This is a genomic window from Massilia soli (genome assembly GCF_016809835.1).
GTDB lineage: Bacteria > Pseudomonadota > Gammaproteobacteria > Burkholderiales > Burkholderiaceae_D > Telluria_A > Telluria_A soli.
Map to the genome: position 1 here is coordinate 288,784 of NZ_JAFBIL020000008.1, position 16,452 is coordinate 305,235.

A 16,452-nucleotide genomic window follows, 5' to 3' on the forward strand; every position below is an offset into this window, starting at 1 on the left:
CATTTTCCCTCGCTGAATTGCACCGAACATGGCCACATGTTAAGATTCGCCCGTGTCTGCCTGAACAACGCGGCACGTCTCTCATCGGCCCAGCTCCGCCGTCTTTAGCCACAGCGGAACAGCCATGTCCATTTCTACCCCTACTCCACAGCGCGTGCTTGTCATCGACGACAACAGCGACGCCGCCCACATGCTTTGCGATCTGGTCGCCATCCTGGGGCATGACACGCGTTACGCGCTCGATGGCCCTGCAGGGATAGCGCAAGCCGAGGCGTTCAAGCCTGACGTCATCTTCCTCGACATTGGCATGCCCGGCATGAATGGCTTCGAGGTCTGCATCGCCTTGCGCGCGCTGGCCGTGCTCGAGCGCACCTGCATTGTCGCGCTGACCGCATGGACCGATGCGGCAACGCGGCTCAAATGCCAGCAATGCGGTTTTCACTTCCATCTGGCCAAGCCGGCGTCGATCGACCTGATCGAAAGTATCGTCGTCCAGGCAGCTGCGGCGCGCCGGCTGAACTAAGCACTGGCCGGACCGGGCACCTGGTTCAAGGCTGCCGGCACTGGCGCATTCGCTTCGCGGCGAGAATTGCAGCGCACAGAGCGGCGTCCCGGCGGGGCTGGCATAATAGTTAGGTGCCTTCGGGTAAATGCCCGACATTTTCCTAACGTCCTTCAGCAAAGAACCAGCATGACATCCACGACAGTGCCTGATACCGGTCTCCCCCTCGACATGATCATCTTCGGCGGCATGGGCGACCTCGCGATGCGCAAGCTGCTTCCAGCGCTCTACATGGCTTACCTGCACGGCAACCTGGAGCCGACGACCAGGATCCTGTCCACCGGACGCCAGCAGTTCGACCGCGCAGCCTATCTCGCCCATGTTGAAGAACATTCGCGCTCCTTCATCGCCAGCACCAACTTCGACCAGCGCACCTGGGACGGCTTCCTGCAGCTGCTTGAATACGTCAGGCTCGACGTACAGGCCGCACCCGACTTCAGCGCGCTGGCGCAGGCCTCGCGCGCAGGTGCGCAGCGGGTGTTTTACCTGTCGACCGCACCGTCGCTTTTCATCACCATCTGCGACAAGCTGTCCGATGCCGGACTGGTCGACAAGAACGCCCGTGTCGTGCTCGAAAAGCCGCTGGGCCGCGACCTGGCCTCCGCGGTCGACATCAACGAGGCGGTCGGCAAGCATTTCGCCGAATCGCAGATCTACCGCATCGATCATTACCTGGGCAAGGAAACCGTACAGAACCTGATGGTGCTGCGCTTCGGCAACTCGATCCTGGAACCGCTGTGGCGCGCGCCGAACATCTCCAGCGTGCAGATCACCGTGGCCGAGGAAGTCGGCGTGGGCAGCCGCGCCGGGTTCTACGACAGCACCGGGGCCATGCGCGACATGGTGCAGAACCACCTGCTGCAACTGCTGTGCATCGTCGCGATGGAGCCGCCGACCTCGCTGGCGCCGGACGCCGTGCGCGACGAAAAGCTCAAGGTGCTGCGCTCGCTGCGCCGTTTCAGCCTGGCCGACATCGCACGCGACACGGTACGCGGGCAATATGTGCGCGGCGTCAGCGGCAACGAGGAAGTGCCGGGGTACATGGAAGAGCCGAACGTTCCGGCCGACTCGAAGACCGAAACCTTCGTCGCGCTGCGCGCCCACGTCGACACCTGGCGCTGGTCGAAAGTGCCGTTCTACCTGCGCACCGGAAAGCGCATGGAGCGCCGCTCGTCGAAAATCGTGATCGAATTTACCAACCCGCCGTTTCCGCTGTTCCCGGAAACCCCGGGCGGCGTCGCCAACCGCCTGGTCATCGAACTGCAGCCGGAAGAAGCGATCAAGCTGCAGATCATGGCCAAGCAACCGGGCAGCGGCATGCAGATGCAGCAGGTCGAACTCAACCTGGACCTGCAATCGGCCTTCCAGCAGCGCCGCGCCGAAGCCTATGAACGCCTGCTGATCGACGTGGTGCGCGGCCGCCTGACCCACTTCATGCGGCGCGATGAACTGGAAGCGGCGTGGTCGTGGGCCGATCCGATCATCAACGGTTGGGGCGTGCTGGGCGAGAAGCCGGATGCCTATGCGGCCGGTTCGCGCGGGCCGAGCGCGTCGTTCGCGCTGCTGGCGCGCGATGGCTTCAACTGGATCGAATAAGCACCGTTCGCGGTCAACGCGCTACGGCACCAGGACGGCTGCGCCATCGAAGGCCCCCTCGCGCAGGGCGGCCAGGGCCTGGTTGGCCTGGTCCAGCGGAAACACCGTCACTTCCGTGACCAGCGGACACTCGCTGGCGAGCCGGAAGAACGCGACGCCGTCGGCGCGTGTCAGGTTGCTGACCGAACGCACAATTCGCTCGCCCCACAGCACGGAATACGGAAACGACGGGATGTCGCTCATGTGAATACCCGCGCAGACCACACTGCCCCCCTTGCGGACCGTCGACAGCGCCATCGGCACCAGTGCGCCGTCAGGCGCAAAGATGATCGCGGCGTCGAGCACTTGGGGTGGCCGGTGCAGCGTGTCACCTGCCCACACCGCCCCGAGCTTGCGCGCAAAACGCTGCGAACGCAGATCGCCTGGCCGGGTGAAAGCGTACACCTCGCGGCCCTGGTGGCGCGCGATCTGCGTCAGGATATGCGCCGCCGCGCCGAAACCCAGCAGCCCGATGCGGCGTGCCCCATGCGTCATCGCGTACGCCCGGTAGCCGATCAGTCCCGCGCACAGGAGCGGCGCCGCGTGGACGTCGTCATAGCGCTCGGGCAACCCAAAAGCGTAGCCGGCTTCGGCCAGCACGTATTGGGCATAGCCGCCGTCGCGGTCGTAGCCGGTAAAACCAGGCGCATCGCAGAGGTTCTCGGTCCGTGCCTGGCAATACGGGCAGGCACCGCAGGTGATGCCGAGCCAGGGGACGCCGACGCGCTGGCCCGGCCGCCATGCACGCACGCCGGCGCCGCACTGCTCCACGGTACCGACAACCTCATGGCCAGGGATCAGCGGCTGGCGATGCGGCGCCAGCTCGCCATCGGCAATGTGCAGGTCGGTGCGGCACACGCCGCATGCGCGCACGCGCACCAGGATTTGACCCGGGCCGGGCTGCGGTACCTCGACCTGCGCGGCGCGCAGCGGGGAACCCGGCTGGTCGAGCAGCATCGCCCGCATGGTTCGGGCGGCGGCAGCGGTAAACTGCGGGGGCATCATGGCCTGGTATCGTACCCACGTTATGCAGGATCGCGTAGCGCCCGGGCGACGGCAAGGTCCATCCCGGACGGACGCGGCAAATTTCCGCTTTAAGCTAGCACGGGCAACGACGGCAACGCCACACCTTACCTTCCATCAATCGCGTGCGTACAACAGCGCTACTGCGACCCCGGGAGAACTAAAAGCGTTGAGGACGAATCGAACATGCATGGACGCGCGCCGCGATTCGGATCACCATGACCGTGCGCGCCGCGCGTGCGCTGAATCCACCACAAGGAGATCTATCATGCAGATCGGCTTCAACTTACTCGCCCGTGTGCTGGCCGCGCTGGCCATGGCGGCGTCGCTGGGCGCCTGCGCTTCGCAAGAATACGGCTCAAACACCGCCGCAAACAATCCCGGGCAACGATCTGGCAGCACGCCGGATAGCGCCGCGTCGACGGCTACGCCGTCTGGCGGCACAACAATGGGGAGCGGAACGATGGGCGGTATGCAATCTGGCGGTCCGATGATGTCCGGCCAGATGGACAAGAATGCGATGTGCACCATGTACCGCAACATGCAGGGCGCGACCGAAGAACGGCGCCAGGCCATGATGGACCAGCAGATGCAAGGCATGTCCCCCGAGATGCGCCAGCGGCACATGCAGATGATGCGGCAGGAGTGTCAGCAACCCCCTGAGCGCTAGCAGGTCTGGCAGGTGCGCCAGGCTACGTGCGGCATCGCGGGCGGGCCGCGGTCGGAGCGCCCGCGCAGCGGGCTGAACGCGGTGACATGCTTGAAGCGCCTGGGTTGAAACGGCTGCGGAAGACCGACGGACTCGTCGCAGCGAGCGCGGCCCGGTGAACCAGGCATGCCTAAAACTCGCCCGCCGCCCCGCGTTCGAGCATTTTCAGCAGCGTCGCGCGCACCCGGTGCAAGGTAACGCTGACGTCCGGGGGGAGTTGCCTGCCCATCTTGATCAGCATGTCCATGTTCATCGTATAGATCCACAATCCGTCGTCGCGCTCGACGACCGAGATTCGGCATGGCAGGAACGCCGCCATGTTGGGACTGAAGTCGACCATTTGACGCGCTGCGGCCGGGTCGCAGTACGAATACACCTTCAGGAACTTTTCTGGTTTTCCCGAGCGCAGCTCCAGCTCTTTCGAGATCGGCAAGTCGCCGACCGCGCGGATATTATCTTCGGCAGCCACACTGGTGAACGCCTCCTCGATTTCGGCAACCGTCACGCCCGGTTTTACTTTGCGCGACCAGGTCGTGGCGACGGCAATGTCGCCGTCCGAATCGACCCATGCCGACATCATCCGCCCCGCTTCGGCCGCGGCGCCAGGCTGGGTATTGACGACGGTCCTGACAGTCGAACAGCCAGCGCCAAGCATCACAGCGGCAAGCGCCACGGCCATTACGCCAACCCGTCCCAGTCCTTGCATGCGTTTACCCTCCCGATCGATTCAACACCGGCGCGTGGCCGAACCGGGAGGATAGAGCCTGCAAGGGCACAAAGCAAGCAGCATGTATCGTGCGCAAACAGCACTACCCAGGGCGGCGCGCAGGACCGAACCACGCCAAGCGGTCAGCCTGCCAGCGCGAGGCGCGACACCGGCGTGCCAAGGCGTGCCTTGGCGCTCGGCTGCGCGGCGCTGGCCGAAGCCAGCTTGAACTGGGCCACTGTCGCGGCCAGGCGCTCGGCCTGTTCCTGCATGCTCTGGGCGGCGGCGGCGGCTTCCTCGACCAGCGCCGCGTTTTGCTGGGTAACTTCATCCATCTGGGTGATCGCCAGGTTGATCTGTTCGATACCCGAACTTTGTTCCTGGCTGGCGGCGGCGATTTCGTCGAGGATGCTGGTGACGGCTTGCACCGAAGCGACGATCTGCGTCATCGTCGCGCCCGCTTCATCGACCAGCGCGCTGCCGGCGTCGACGCGGTTGACCGAGTCGCCGATCAGTTCCTTGATTTCCTTGGCCGCCGCCGCCGAACGCTGGGCCAGCGTGCGCACTTCAGACGCGACCACCGCGAACCCACGGCCCTGCTCGCCCGCACGGGCAGCCTCGACCGCGGCATTCAGCGCCAGGATATTGGTCTGGAACGCGATGCCGTCGATGACGCTGATGATCTCGACGATCTTGCGCGAGCCATCCTTAATCGAAGCCATCGTCTCGACCACGCGGCCCACCACCGTGCCGCCCTTGATGGCGATGTCCGAGGCGCTCTTGCCGAACTGCTTGGCCTGCTGGGCGTTGTCGGCGTTCTGGTGAACGGTGCTGGTCATCTCTTCCATCGAACTGGCAGTCTCTTCGAGGCTGGCCGCTTGCTCTTCGGTGCGCGCCGACAGGTCGGCATTGCCCACCGCGATTTCGCGCGCGCCGACGTTGACGCTCTGGGCCGCCTGCTGGACGTCGTGCAGGGTCTGGCTCAGGCGCACCCGCATCGCATCCATCGAGAACAGCAGGCTGTCGTCGTCGTTGCGGTGCAAGTCGACCGGCACCGAGAAGTCGCCCCCGGCAATACCCTGGGCAATCCGCGCCGCATAGTCGGGCTCGCCACCGAGCTGCTTCATCACGTTGGCGATCAGCCAGCCCATCAGCGCGATACCGGACACCAGCGCCAGCACCGCCAGCGTCAGGCTGATCGTCACCATCTTCTTGGTGAACGCTTCCATCTCGGCGCGGGTGACCGCCACCGCTTCGTTCTTGGCCTTGGAGAACTTGGTCAGGCGGTCGCGGATCTGGCGCCACAGCGGCGTTTCTTCCTTGGCGATCATGGCAATCGCCGCGGCCTGGTCGGCGGCGGCCAGCGCGACGACCTGGGCCTGCACCGGCTGCTGTTGGGCGCGGATCGCGATGATCTCCTTGAACACGGCCAGTTCGGCCGGGCTGTTGGCCAGCAATTCAAGCGCGCGCGCCTGCTGGCGCGCAAATTCGGCCGCTGCATCGTCCAGGTTCTTGTAGGCGGTGCGGTTGGCCGGATCCATCACGACATTGCGCAGCGCCTGGCCCATTTGCAGCCCCTGGGCGTACATCGTGGTGGCGGTCTGCAGTTCGGCCTGGTCCTGGTTGATGAAGTGTTCGAACTTGTCCTTGGCGCTGAAGGTCGCCACCAGGGCGGCGGACAGCGCCAGCAGGAACAGGCCGAAGCACAGCGCCACGGTCAGGCAAAGTTTGGTTTTGAGTTTCACGGTTTAGGTACTCCAGAGAAAGTTTCCGCATGGAATTCAATTATCGCTTCATGCGCATATAATTACTATGCAGAAACAGGAAATTCAGCGGCCTGTCGCATCTGATCCACACCGGAAGATCGACGCCCAAATGGCGCGCCGACGAAAAACCAGGTTTGCTATCGTGAGGCCATGACCACAACGGGAACGGCGATGTTCTTTCAACGGATAAAAACCAAGGGGCTGGGGCATAACGCTTACATGCTCGGCTGCGGCGACGGGCTCGCAGTCATCGTCGATCCGCGCCGCGATGTCGACGACTACCTCGCGCTTGCGCGCGCCAATAACCTGAGCATTGCGTATGTAATCGAAACCCATCGCCAGGAAGATTTCGAGTTCGGTTCGGCCAGCCTGGCACAACTGTCGGGGGCGAAAATCCTCGGCGGCACCCATCGCCTGTCCGGCCGCGTCGATGTGGCCCTGGCGGACGGGGAAGAATGCAAGGTAAGCACCACGCGGCTGGTGGCGCTGGCAACGCCGGGCCACACCCCTGAGAGCATGTGCTACGCGGTGTATCCCGCAGATTCCGGCGACCAATGCTGGGGCGTGTTCACCGGCGACACGCTGTTCGTCGGCGATACCGGGAGAACCGACCTGTCGGACCCGGAGCGCACCGCCGAAAACGCCGGCATCCTGTACGACTCGGTCCACGCGAAACTCGCGCCGCTGGGCGGCCAGGCCTTGATCCTGCCCGCCCACGGCGCCGGCTCTGCGTGCGGCGGCAACATCTCGCAGCGCGACGACTCCACGCTTGGCGTGGAACAGGCGACCAATCCCGTATTCAAGCAAAGCCGCGCCCAGTTCATCGACCAGAAAGTGCGCGAGAAGCTGCCGCGCCCGCCCTACTTTACGCACATGGAAGTAGTCAACCTCGATGCCGGGCGCGCGTTGCCCCCGCCCACCGGCCAACGCATCCTGCAGCCGCAAGAACTGCATCGCCGCCTGGCCGAGGGGCTGCTGATCGACACCCGCTCCCCCGAGGCGTTCGCCGCCTCGCACATCGAAGGTTCATACAATATCTGGCTCGGCGGCCTGTCGTCGTTCGGCGGCTGGATCGCGAACGACGCGAGCACGATTTTCCTGGTCGTCGACGAGGGCGCGCAGGCGCCCGCCGCGGTCGCGGCGCTGGCCCGCATCGGCATCGACGGCGTCGCCGGGGTGCTGGCCAAGGGGGTTGCGGGATGGCGCGAGGCTGGCCTCGCCGTCGAGGCCAGCGGCACCACCAGCGCGCTCGAAACGTCGCGCTGGATGGAGGACGGCGATGTCCATGTGCTGGATGTGCGCGACGACATGGAATGGGAAGAAAAACATATTCCGGGCGCCCATCACATGTTCGTCGGCTACCTGGAAGCCAATCCGCTGCAGGTGCCGCACGAGCGCAAGATCGTTGTCCATTGCAGCGTCGGGCACCGCGCCGGCCTGGCCGTGAGCATCCTGCGGCGCCAGGGGTTCAGCAATGTCTACAACATGCTCGGCGGCCTGACCGCGTGGGAAAAACTGGACCTGCCGCTTACAGGTTCAGATCGTCAATAACGGCGTCGATGGCGGCGCGCGCGCACAGGTCGTCGTTGTCGCCCGACGGCGCGCCGGAGACGCCGATGGCGCCGTATGGCGCGCCGGCGGCCTCGACCACCATGCCGCCGCCCACCGCCAGCACCCGCGGCATCTGGCGGATGCCGCTCGAGGCGCTCGCCGCGCCGGTGGCCTTGGCCAGTGCCGTTGTATCCATCTTGAAGCTGACCGCGGTCCATGCCTTGTCGATCGCGGCCTCGGCCGTGTGCATGCCGGCGAAGCGGTCGCGCAGCACGACCTGGACCTGGCCGGTGCGGTCGACAACCGCAATGGCCACCTGGAAGCCGGCCTTGCGGCAGGCTGCCTGCCCGGCCAGCGCGGCCTTGAGCGCGGTCTCCGGCGTCATCAGGCGAATCGCATAGCCGGCATCGGCGGCGAAGGCTGGCGGCAGTGCGCAACAGGTGCCAAGTAGCGCGCTGAGGAGGAGTTTCATATTGTCGTCCCTGGTGTTAGTTGACTGGTGCGGCCAGCCGCGCCCGCGCGGCGGCCAGCCTGTTGTCGAGATACGCGCCATACATGCCGGCCGTGTCGCCGCCGATCAGCGGTGGCGCCAGCGCGTTGCCGGCGCCATCGACGAACAGCACGGTCGGGCCGAAGCGCGCCTTGAAGCGCAGGGCCAGTTCGCGGTGGCTTGCCGTCTTGCCGTCGAGCCCGGCGGCCCTGCGCTTGCCGCCGATGACGATCTCGCGCACGGTGTAGCGCTGGCCGCCTTCGCCGCGCACCAGCGGCGCCAGGTAGTTCTGGCGCACCGCATGGCAATAGGCGCAATCGGGCAGGGTGAAAAACAGCACCAGCGGCGTGCCAGCGCGACTTGCCGCCAGGCTGTCCTGGCGCAGGTCGGCGGCAAACGGCACGGCCGGCCCCGGCGCCGCCGCCACCGGCCGCTGTGCCTGCGCATAGCGGGCGATGTCGTCGAAGTCTTCGTCCAGCATCTCCCCCACCTCGGTCCTGACCAGGCTGCCGGAGCGGTCGAACACGTACAGCGAGGGAATGCCCTTCGGCTTGCCCAGCGCCGCTTCGAACGGCATGCGGTCGGCCGTGACCAGGTGGGTCAGGCCGTACTTGCGCTTCCATGCATGCGCGCCGGCCAGCGCGTCGTTGCGGTCGACATTCACCGCCACCACGTTGAGCACGGCGCGGTTCTCGCGGTACAGCTTTTGCAGCTTGGGCGCCTCGTTCATGCAGAACGGGCATGTCACCGAGAACAGGGCAACCACGGTGACCTTGCCATGCATGCTGGCGGCCGCAACGGCAACGCCGTCCAGCGTGCGAAATGGCGGCAGCAGCGCTGTCGCCAGCGCCGCGCCGGCCTGCAGCAACAGCACTGCGGCCAGTGCGGCGCGCACGGTCCGGGCCAGGCGGCCCATATCAGGCGATCAGCCCGGGATTGCCCTTCACGCCGATCAGGCGCGGTGCATTGAGCTTGCGCGCCTTGACCGTCTTGTGCGAGCGCAGCCAGCCGCCCACCACGTTCCATACCGGCTCGCCCTGGGCGCCTTCGGCCACCGGCGCCCAGCCGGCCACCTTGTAGACCTTGTCCGCGTCGATCGGCTTGCCGTCCAGGCGCATGTCCTGGATGCGCGCACCCATCTTGCCCCTGGGGTCGATCGCGTACGTCATGCCGCCCACGCGCACCATGTCGCCGCCCTGCTGGTAGTAAGGGTCCGGATTGAACAGGTTGTCGGCCACGTCTTCCATGATGGTCTTGATCATCGCGCCGCTCAGGTTCGACACCGTGGTGTGCGAATACGTGGTGGCGGTCTGGTCCATCAGGTGTTCCATCGTGATGGCGCTGTTGGGCAACAGCGAGGTGCCCCAGCGGAAGCCCGGCGAAAACGCGATTTCGGCCTGCTTGACGTCCATCAGCGCGTCGACAATCAATTGGTCGAAAGTGCCGTTGAAATTGCCGCGGCGGTACAGCGTGCCCTCGGTCGTCGCCAGCTTTTCGCCCAGCCTGGCTTCGTATGGCGCGCGGATACGGGTGATCAGGGCATCCATTTCCTTGTCGGCCGGCAGGATATTGGCGAACACCGGCAGCAGGCGGTACTGGTAGCCCTGCACCTTGCCGCCGCGCACGTCGAAGTCGAGCACGCCAAGGAACTTGCTGTTGCTGCCTGCATTCGTGACCAGCGTCTTGCCGCCGGCATTGCTGACGACAACCGGCGCCGGCATGCCGTCGTGGGTATGCCCGCCCATGATGGCGTCGATCCCGCGCACCCGCGAGGCCATCTTCAGGTCGACGTCCATGCCGTTATGCGACAGCACCACGACCACCTTGGCGCCCTTGGCGCGCGCCTCGTCGACGGTCTTTTGCATGTTCTCTTCCTGGATGCCGAAGCTCCAGTCCGGCACCATGTGGCGCGGGTTGGCGATCGGCGTGTACGGGAAGGCCTGGCCGATGATGGCCACCTGCACGCCATTCATTTCCTTCATGCTGAACGGGGCGAACACCTGGTCGCCGAAATCGTTGGTCTTGATGTTCTGGGCGACGAAATCGACTTTGCCCTTGAAGTCCTTGTTGACGATTTCCTGCACCCGCTTGTCGCCCAGGGTCATTTCCCAGTGCGCCGTCATCACGTCCACGCCCAGCGCCAGGCAGGCGTCGACCATGTCCTGGCCGTTGGTCCACAGCGCCGTGGCCGAGCCCTGCCAGGTGTCGCCGCCGTCGAGCAGCACGGCATCCGGGCGCGAAGCGCGCATGCGCTTGACCAGCGTCGACAGGTGGGCGAAGCCGCCCACCTTGCCGTAGGTTTGCGCGGCCTTCTCGAAGTTCAGCGACGTGAAAGCGTATGCCTCGCGGGTGTTCGGGCGCGCGCCGACCGCGCGCAGCAGGTGTTCGCCCACCAGGTGCGGCAGGCGGCCGTAGGCGTCGCCCAGGCCCAGGTTGACGCTCGGCTCGCGGAAGTACATCGGCTTGAGCTGCGCGTGGCAGTCGGTGAAATGCAGGAAGTGGACGTTGCCGAAGCGCGGCAGCGAATACAGCGTGTCGGCCGCCCCGGCGCCGAACGCCGCGGTCGAATTGATCGCCATGCCCCCGGCTGCGGCGATGCCGAGCACCTGCATGAAATCGCGACGGTTCATACTCATGTGAATCCTTCCTGCTTAATCTTTATTGACGGGCGAAGCCGGGTCGAGCAGCAAGGCGACCACGTCCTTGAGCTGCTGTTCGTCGAGGATGCCCTTGTGGCCGAAGCGCGGCATGTTCGAGCAGGCGGTGAAGGCCTGCGAGTTGTACACCTTGGCCCAGGTGTACTTCATGATTTCTTCGCTCTGGCCCCGCAGCTTGCCGTACTGGTACAGCGACGGCCCGATGTTGCCGAACGAGATTTCCTTCTTGGTCATCTGGTGGCAGGCGTAGCAGTTGCCGCCGTTGGGTACGCCGGCCTTGTCGGACGACTGCATGCCGCGGCCGTTCTGGGCGATCTTCTCGCCCTCTTCCCACTTGCCGATGTACTGGCCGTCGGCCGGGTACTTGACCTGCTTGAGCTGGTCGGCTTCCAGTTTTGCCGCGATCTTTTTCGGGCGCTCCATCGGATAGGCGCTGCAGGTGCGCTGCGCCTCGTCCTGGGTCAGCGCGCCGTCGACCGTGGCCATGCCCTTGGAGCGGAAGTCGGCCTTCATCAGCGCTTCGGCCTGTTTGGCGTAGTCCGCCGCCAGGGCCGGCGCCGCGAAGCCGCCGAGCATGGCGGCCGCTGCGATCATGCGTACGATAGTCTTCATGGTGTTCTCCTCAGCGCTTCAGCGCGGGTGCGTTATAGGTGCCGCCGTCGGCATTCTTGGCCAGGAACATGGTCACCGCGGTGATCAGGTCCGACGCATACACCGGCTCGGGGAAGCGCTGCTGGCGGAAGCAGTCGTTCAGGCGGTGCTGCATGGTGCGCACCTCGCCCTGCGAGACGCGGTAGGCCGGCCAGGTGGTGTAGGCAGCCTGGGCGTTTTCCTTGTTGAGGATATTCGGCAGCTCTTGCAGGCGGATGCGCTGGCCATTGCTCGAGTGGCAGGTGGCGCAGGCGAAGTCATGCGCGCCGCCGCGGTAGAAGAACACTTTCTTGCCAATTTCGTAGGCCGCCTTTTCCTGCGGATGGCGGGTCGAGACAGCCATTTTCATGCCCTTCGACTGCGCCGTGATGTAGGAGACCAGCGCCTCGATGTCGGACGGGTTGCCGGCCGAGCCGAACGGGCGCGTGACGGCCTGCTCCGGCGTCAGGCCCTGCAGGTTGACACGGCAGTGCACCAGCCGCTGCTCCAGGTCCATGACCTTCTTGACGTCCTTGAAGTAACGCGGCAGCTCCACGTAGGCGCCCTTGAGCACGCCGGGGCCCTTGCCCAGGTCGCACTGTTCGAGCGATGCGGCGCGCGGGCCGTCCTTCTTGGTCCACAGCTCTTCGCCGCGCATTTCCCACAGTTCGGCGGGATTGCCGTCGGCCAGCAGCTGGCGGTATTTCGCAATCTCGTCGGTTGCCGAGGTCTGCGCCACGGCGCTGCCCAGCGCGGACGCGGCCAGCGCAGCGACGAGGTATTGGCTAGTGCGTTTCATGTCGTCTCCAAAAATTATTCGATGTGGTCTGTGCCACCTGGAAGCCGGCGCGGGAAATCCCGCGCCGGCCTGGCCCTGCTGAATCAGGCGATGACGGCTTCGTCGGTACGGCTGTCGCCCTTGTTGTCGGTCCACGAGACGCTGACCTTGTCGCCCTTGGCGCCGCCCTTGAACTTGAACGACAGGAACGGATCCTTCGAGATCGAGGTGCCCATGACGGCGTCCAGCACAACCTTGTCGTTCCACTTGGCGACCAGGTTCTGGATGAAGTGCGCCGGCACGGCCTTGCCGGCGGCGTCCTTGCGCTGGCCGGTCTCCATGTCGTGGCGGATCAGGACCTTGACTTCAACGGTGTCGCCTGAAACATTGGCGCGAATGCGCATCGGATTACCCATGATGATTTCCTTTCAATTCGTTAGTCGGGCCGCTTAGCCGCCGCAGCCGCCAAGGGTGACCTTGATTTCCTTGCTCGCGATGAACCACTTGCCATCGGCCTTGACCAGCGCGTGCACGTTCGAGGTGCCGCCCATCTTGACGCGGGTGCTGACCGACGCTTCGGTGCCGGCCGGGATGGTGAAGCGGGCCGACAGCGGGTTCGGGTTCTTTTCAACCAAGATCGCGATCATCTCGGTGTTCGGGATGGCGCTGGCCACCACCACCGGCACCACCGCGCCGTTCTCGGCGATTTCCGGTCCGGAGACCGAGACGTCCTTGCTGATGGTGTAGTTGTCGCCGCCCATCGCCTTGACCGCGTCGGCCAGCGACTTGGCGTCGAACATGCCGGCCTGCCAATCGGCTGCGAACACGTCGCTCGGCTTGAGCAGGCCGGCCGTGATGGCCAGCCCGAGGATGGAACCGATGCGCATGGCATCCCGTCGATTCTGATTCATAGTCTTCTCCACTGAAATTGGATTTACTTCACCTGGTCCAGCGCTTTGGCCAGCCGGTCCTTGTTCATCACGAAGCCCTTGGCCAGCTCGGCCGACTGCTTTTTCGCCTCGGCCAGGTTGACTGGCTTGCCGACCTGGATCACGCCGGCCATGGCCATGACCTTGTGCGGGTCGCAGACGTACACGTACACGCCTTCCTTGTCGAGCTTGACGGTGATTTCCTCATCCATCTTGCCCTTCCACTCGGACGCGCCGGCCGGCACGATCACGGCGGCGCTGTTGTGCGACGGATCGACCTTGACGAACTTGACGCTGTCGCCTTTCGCCACTTTCAGGAACGACGGCTCGAATACCATCGCGCCGTCCTTGCCCGTGTTGAGCATCTTTACCTGGTGCTCGGCGGCGCCGGCCGTGAACGCGGCCAGGCCGAGGATTGCCGCTACTACTGTTTTCTTCATGCACTTCTCTCCAAGTTGACTTGCTGCTTTTGTCGGCGGGGTTCGGGCCCCGCTCCGGTCCAGTCGGCGCTTACTTCGCGCCGCCCAGTATCCATTCCACCATCACGGCGATGTCCGCGTCCTTGACGTGGCCCTGCGCCGGCATCGGCACCGGTCCCCAGGCGCCGCTGCTGCCGCCCTTGACCTTGGCGGCCAGCCGCGCGGCCGCGCCCGCATCGCCCTGGTACTTCGCGGCGATGTCCGACAGCGCCGGCCCGACGATCTTGTTGCTCACGCCGTGGCATGCCATGCAGGCATTGGCCTTGGCCAGCGCCAGCGCGCCCGGTTTGGCGGGAGCGGCCGGCGCAGGCGCCGGCGCTGGCGCCGCGATTGCGCGCGCCTTGCCCGACAGCGGCGCCTCCGAGGGCGGACGGGTGGTGTCGACGCCGCGGACCGCGCCAACGCTGCGGTTCTGGGCCGACAGGTCGCCATGCACATTGCGCGCCGACGCCGGCAACTCGGAACGGACCTGGATGTCCTTGCCGCAGTTGCTCATGCAGGCAACGCTGCGCACGTCGGCCTTGCCCTTGACGTCCCACATGCCGTGGGCATTGCTCATGCCGTTACGGTTCGGCATCATCGCCTGCACCTGGGCGATGTTCTGGTCCGACAGCGTGAAATCTTCCGGCAGCACTTCAGCCATGTTGAGGATGTAGGCCGTTACCGCGTACACCTCTTCCGTGGACAGGCTTTTCGGCGCCGTCCACGGCATCGCGCGGTTGATGTAGTCCCACAGCGTGGACACGGTCGGCACCTTCATCATGGTGGTGCGCTGCGGCTGCGAATTGCCGCGCAGCGCAGCCACGCGGCCGGTCTTGACGTCCTCGGCAGTGGTGCCGCCGACGATCGGCGTGAACACCTCGTTCGATTCGCCGAAGCTGCCGTGGCAGGAGGCGCACTTGCCTTCCCACACATCCATGCCTTTTCTAACGCTGCCCGAACCTTTCGGCAGCCCCTTGAAGTCGGGGCGCACGTCGATGTCCCAGGCCGCCACTTCCTTGCCGGTCGCTTCGCGGCCCACGTTGCTGTATGGCGGCGCGGCGATGGCGGCCGACAGCGCGGCCATGCCCAGCAGCGCCGCGCTGGCTTTAATAAACCTGGACATTGGACACCTCCCCGGACGCTGCAACGTGCCACGACTGGATGGCGTTATTGTGGTAAATCGATTTGGTGCCGCGCACTGCGCGCAGCTCGTTGATCTTCGGCTGCACGTAGCCGGTCTCGTCGATGGCGCGCGACTGCAGCAGCGCCGGCGAGCCGTTCCAGGTCCAGTCGATGTTAAAGCGCGTCAGGCACTTCGACAGCACCGGCGTTTCCAGCCGCGCCGTGCGCCAGTTGCGCCCGCCGTCGACCGACACGTCGACCCGCTTGACCTTGCCGCGCCCCGACCAGGCCAGCCCGGTGATGTTGTGGAAACCGGTGTCGAGCAGGCGCTGGCCGGCCGACGGCGTGGTGATCACCGACTTGCATTCCTGGATCGAGGTGTACTGGCGGTACATTCCGTCTGGCATGGCATCGATGTAGTGGATAGCCTCGTCCTTGGCGCCGTACGGCTGGTCGCCCACCTCGATGCGGCGCAGCCACTTGACCCAGGACACGCCCTGCACGCCCGGCACCACCAGGCGCAGCGGGTAGCCGTTTTCCGGGCGCAGCATTTCGCCGTTCATGCCCCAGGCCACGATCACGTCGTCGAGCGCGCGGTCGATCGAGATGGTGCGCGTCATGCCGGAGCCGTCGGCCCCCTCGGCCAGCACGAAGCGCGCCGTTTTCTTGTCGTAGCCGCAGTCGTCGAGCAGCACCGACAGCGGCACCCCGGTGAATTCGCTGCAGCTGAGCATGCCGTGCGAGTACTGGACCGACGGCACCGCCACGTTGCCCCACTCCATCGCGGTGTTCGCGCCGCACTCGATGAAATGAATGCGCGACACCGACGGCAGGCGCATCAGGTCATCCATCGTGTAGACCTTCTGCTGCTTGACCAGGCCATTGACCATCAGGCGGTGCTGCGACGGATCGATGTCGTGCCAGCCCTGGTGGTGGCGCTCGAAGTGCAGGCCGCTTGGGGTGATGATGCCGAACAGGCTTTGCAGCGGGGTGAACGACACCGAGGCCGCGTTGACGCGGGTCAGGCCGGGCGACTCGCGCCGCTGCAGCGCGCTTTCAAAGCGCGACGGCACGCCATACGGGTTGGCCGCCACCGGGCGTCCCAGCGTGGTCGAATGCTCGGGGAGCTTGAGGATGGCTGGATCGCCATCGGCAACCTGGGCCAGGGCCGTGCCGCTGGCCAGCGCCGCGCTGGCCGCCATGAAGCTGCGGCGCAGGAAGCCGCGCCGCTGCTCGTTCAGGCCGTTGGTCGTGATATCGAGCGCGAGCGCGCTGTCGACGAAATTCTCGGGGGCGCGCAGGACGCGACCCTTCCTTGGTACATCACCAGCCATACTGTCTCCTTGCTTATAATTTCTAATTTCTCATTGCAAGGAAAGTATATAGCTAATTACGCATATTCAAAAAGAACTTTCTTTCGTATGTGTATGCGC

Annotated in this window: 17 protein-coding genes; 4 read left to right on the plus strand and 13 right to left on the minus strand. The window is 65.3% G+C overall.

Going from position 1 to position 16,452, the window contains the following annotated elements:
• The first annotated feature begins 124 nt into the window (after nt 1-124).
• Both I4X03_RS20180 and zwf read left to right on the plus strand, forming a co-directional pair.
• The gene (locus tag I4X03_RS20180; RefSeq protein ID WP_223470031.1) at nt 125-523 is read left to right on the plus strand and encodes a response regulator; all 399 of its coding nucleotides are present in this window, start codon (nt 125-127) and stop codon (nt 521-523) included.
• Between the two features lie 168 nt (nt 524-691).
• Nucleotides 692-2,158: a glucose-6-phosphate dehydrogenase gene (zwf, locus tag I4X03_RS20185; protein WP_223470032.1), complete on the plus strand. Its 1,467-nt coding sequence runs from the start codon at nt 692-694 to the stop codon at nt 2,156-2,158.
• A 21-nt stretch (nt 2,159-2,179) separates the two neighbouring features.
• Here the strand turns inward: zwf and I4X03_RS20190 are convergent, their stop codons facing one another.
• On the minus strand, nt 2,180-3,163 hold the full coding sequence (locus tag I4X03_RS20190) for a zinc-dependent alcohol dehydrogenase family protein (protein ID WP_223470088.1): 984 nt from the start codon (nt 3,161-3,163) through the stop codon (nt 2,180-2,182).
• Between the two features lie 325 nt (nt 3,164-3,488).
• On the opposite strand from I4X03_RS20190, the gene I4X03_RS20195 reads away from it, so the two are divergent.
• Complete coding sequence (locus I4X03_RS20195) at nt 3,489-3,890, plus strand: hypothetical protein (protein ID WP_223470033.1); 402 nt, start codon at nt 3,489-3,491, stop codon at nt 3,888-3,890.
• Between the two features lie 169 nt (nt 3,891-4,059).
• On the opposite strand, the gene I4X03_RS20200 is transcribed toward I4X03_RS20195, so the two are convergent.
• Together I4X03_RS20200 and I4X03_RS20205 are read right to left on the minus strand one after the other, a co-directional pair.
• The gene (locus I4X03_RS20200) at nt 4,060-4,635 is read right to left on the minus strand and encodes a DUF302 domain-containing protein (protein WP_223470034.1); all 576 of its coding nucleotides are present in this window, start codon (nt 4,633-4,635) and stop codon (nt 4,060-4,062) included.
• Nucleotides 4,636-4,778: 143 nt separating this feature from the next.
• Nucleotides 4,779-6,380, minus strand: a complete 1,602-nt coding sequence (locus tag I4X03_RS20205) for a methyl-accepting chemotaxis protein (protein WP_223470035.1) — start codon at nt 6,378-6,380, stop codon at nt 4,779-4,781.
• 171 nt (nt 6,381-6,551) lie between these two features.
• Between I4X03_RS20205 and I4X03_RS20210 the strand changes: the two genes are divergently transcribed.
• Nucleotides 6,552-7,952 carry an MBL fold metallo-hydrolase gene (locus tag I4X03_RS20210; RefSeq protein WP_223470036.1) on the plus strand — a complete coding sequence of 467 codons (1,401 nt, stop codon included), beginning with the start codon at nt 6,552-6,554 and terminating at the stop codon, nt 7,950-7,952.
• Here the strand turns inward: I4X03_RS20210 and I4X03_RS20215 are convergent.
• The 10 genes from I4X03_RS20215 to soxC all read right to left on the minus strand — a co-directional run bounded on the left by I4X03_RS20215 (nt 7,930) and on the right by soxC (nt 16,353).
• Complete coding sequence (locus I4X03_RS20215) at nt 7,930-8,424, minus strand: GlcG/HbpS family heme-binding protein (RefSeq protein WP_223470037.1); 495 nt, start codon at nt 8,422-8,424, stop codon at nt 7,930-7,932. The two genes, I4X03_RS20210 and I4X03_RS20215, sit on opposite strands and share 23 nt — an antisense overlap.
• A 16-nt stretch (nt 8,425-8,440) precedes the next feature.
• The gene (locus I4X03_RS20220) at nt 8,441-9,358 is read right to left on the minus strand and encodes a thioredoxin fold domain-containing protein (protein WP_223470038.1); all 918 of its coding nucleotides are present in this window, start codon (nt 9,356-9,358) and stop codon (nt 8,441-8,443) included.
• Between the two features lies 1 nt (nt 9,359).
• Complete coding sequence (soxB, locus tag I4X03_RS20225; protein ID WP_223470089.1) at nt 9,360-11,072, minus strand: thiosulfohydrolase SoxB; 1,713 nt, start codon at nt 11,070-11,072, stop codon at nt 9,360-9,362.
• A gap of 21 nt (nt 11,073-11,093) precedes the next feature.
• Entirely contained in the window at nt 11,094-11,675 is a 582-nt protein-coding gene (gene soxX / locus I4X03_RS20230; RefSeq protein ID WP_370660539.1) for a sulfur oxidation c-type cytochrome SoxX, read from the minus strand.
• 46 nt (nt 11,676-11,721) lie between these two features.
• Nucleotides 11,722-12,528: a sulfur oxidation c-type cytochrome SoxA gene (gene soxA, locus I4X03_RS20235; protein WP_223470040.1), complete on the minus strand. Its 807-nt coding sequence runs from the start codon at nt 12,526-12,528 to the stop codon at nt 11,722-11,724.
• A gap of 83 nt (nt 12,529-12,611) precedes the next feature.
• Entirely contained in the window at nt 12,612-12,923 is a 312-nt protein-coding gene (gene soxZ, locus I4X03_RS20240; RefSeq protein ID WP_223470041.1) for a thiosulfate oxidation carrier complex protein SoxZ, read from the minus strand.
• Nucleotides 12,924-12,956: 33 nt separating this feature from the next.
• A complete protein-coding gene (gene soxY, locus I4X03_RS20245) occupies nt 12,957-13,418 on the minus strand; it encodes a thiosulfate oxidation carrier protein SoxY (protein WP_223470042.1) in 462 nt (153 codons plus the stop codon).
• Nucleotides 13,419-13,441: 23 nt separating this feature from the next.
• Nucleotides 13,442-13,876 carry a pseudoazurin gene (locus tag I4X03_RS20250; protein WP_223470043.1) on the minus strand — a complete coding sequence of 145 codons (435 nt, stop codon included), beginning with the start codon at nt 13,874-13,876 and terminating at the stop codon, nt 13,442-13,444.
• 70 nt (nt 13,877-13,946) lie between these two features.
• Nucleotides 13,947-15,020 carry a c-type cytochrome gene (locus tag I4X03_RS20255; protein WP_223470044.1) on the minus strand — a complete coding sequence of 358 codons (1,074 nt, stop codon included), beginning with the start codon at nt 15,018-15,020 and terminating at the stop codon, nt 13,947-13,949.
• Nucleotides 15,004-16,353: a sulfite dehydrogenase gene (gene soxC, locus I4X03_RS20260; protein ID WP_223470045.1), complete on the minus strand. Its 1,350-nt coding sequence runs from the start codon at nt 16,351-16,353 to the stop codon at nt 15,004-15,006. Before soxC ends, I4X03_RS20255 begins: the two co-directional genes overlap by 17 nt.
• Between the last annotated feature and the right edge of the window lie 99 nt (nt 16,354-16,452).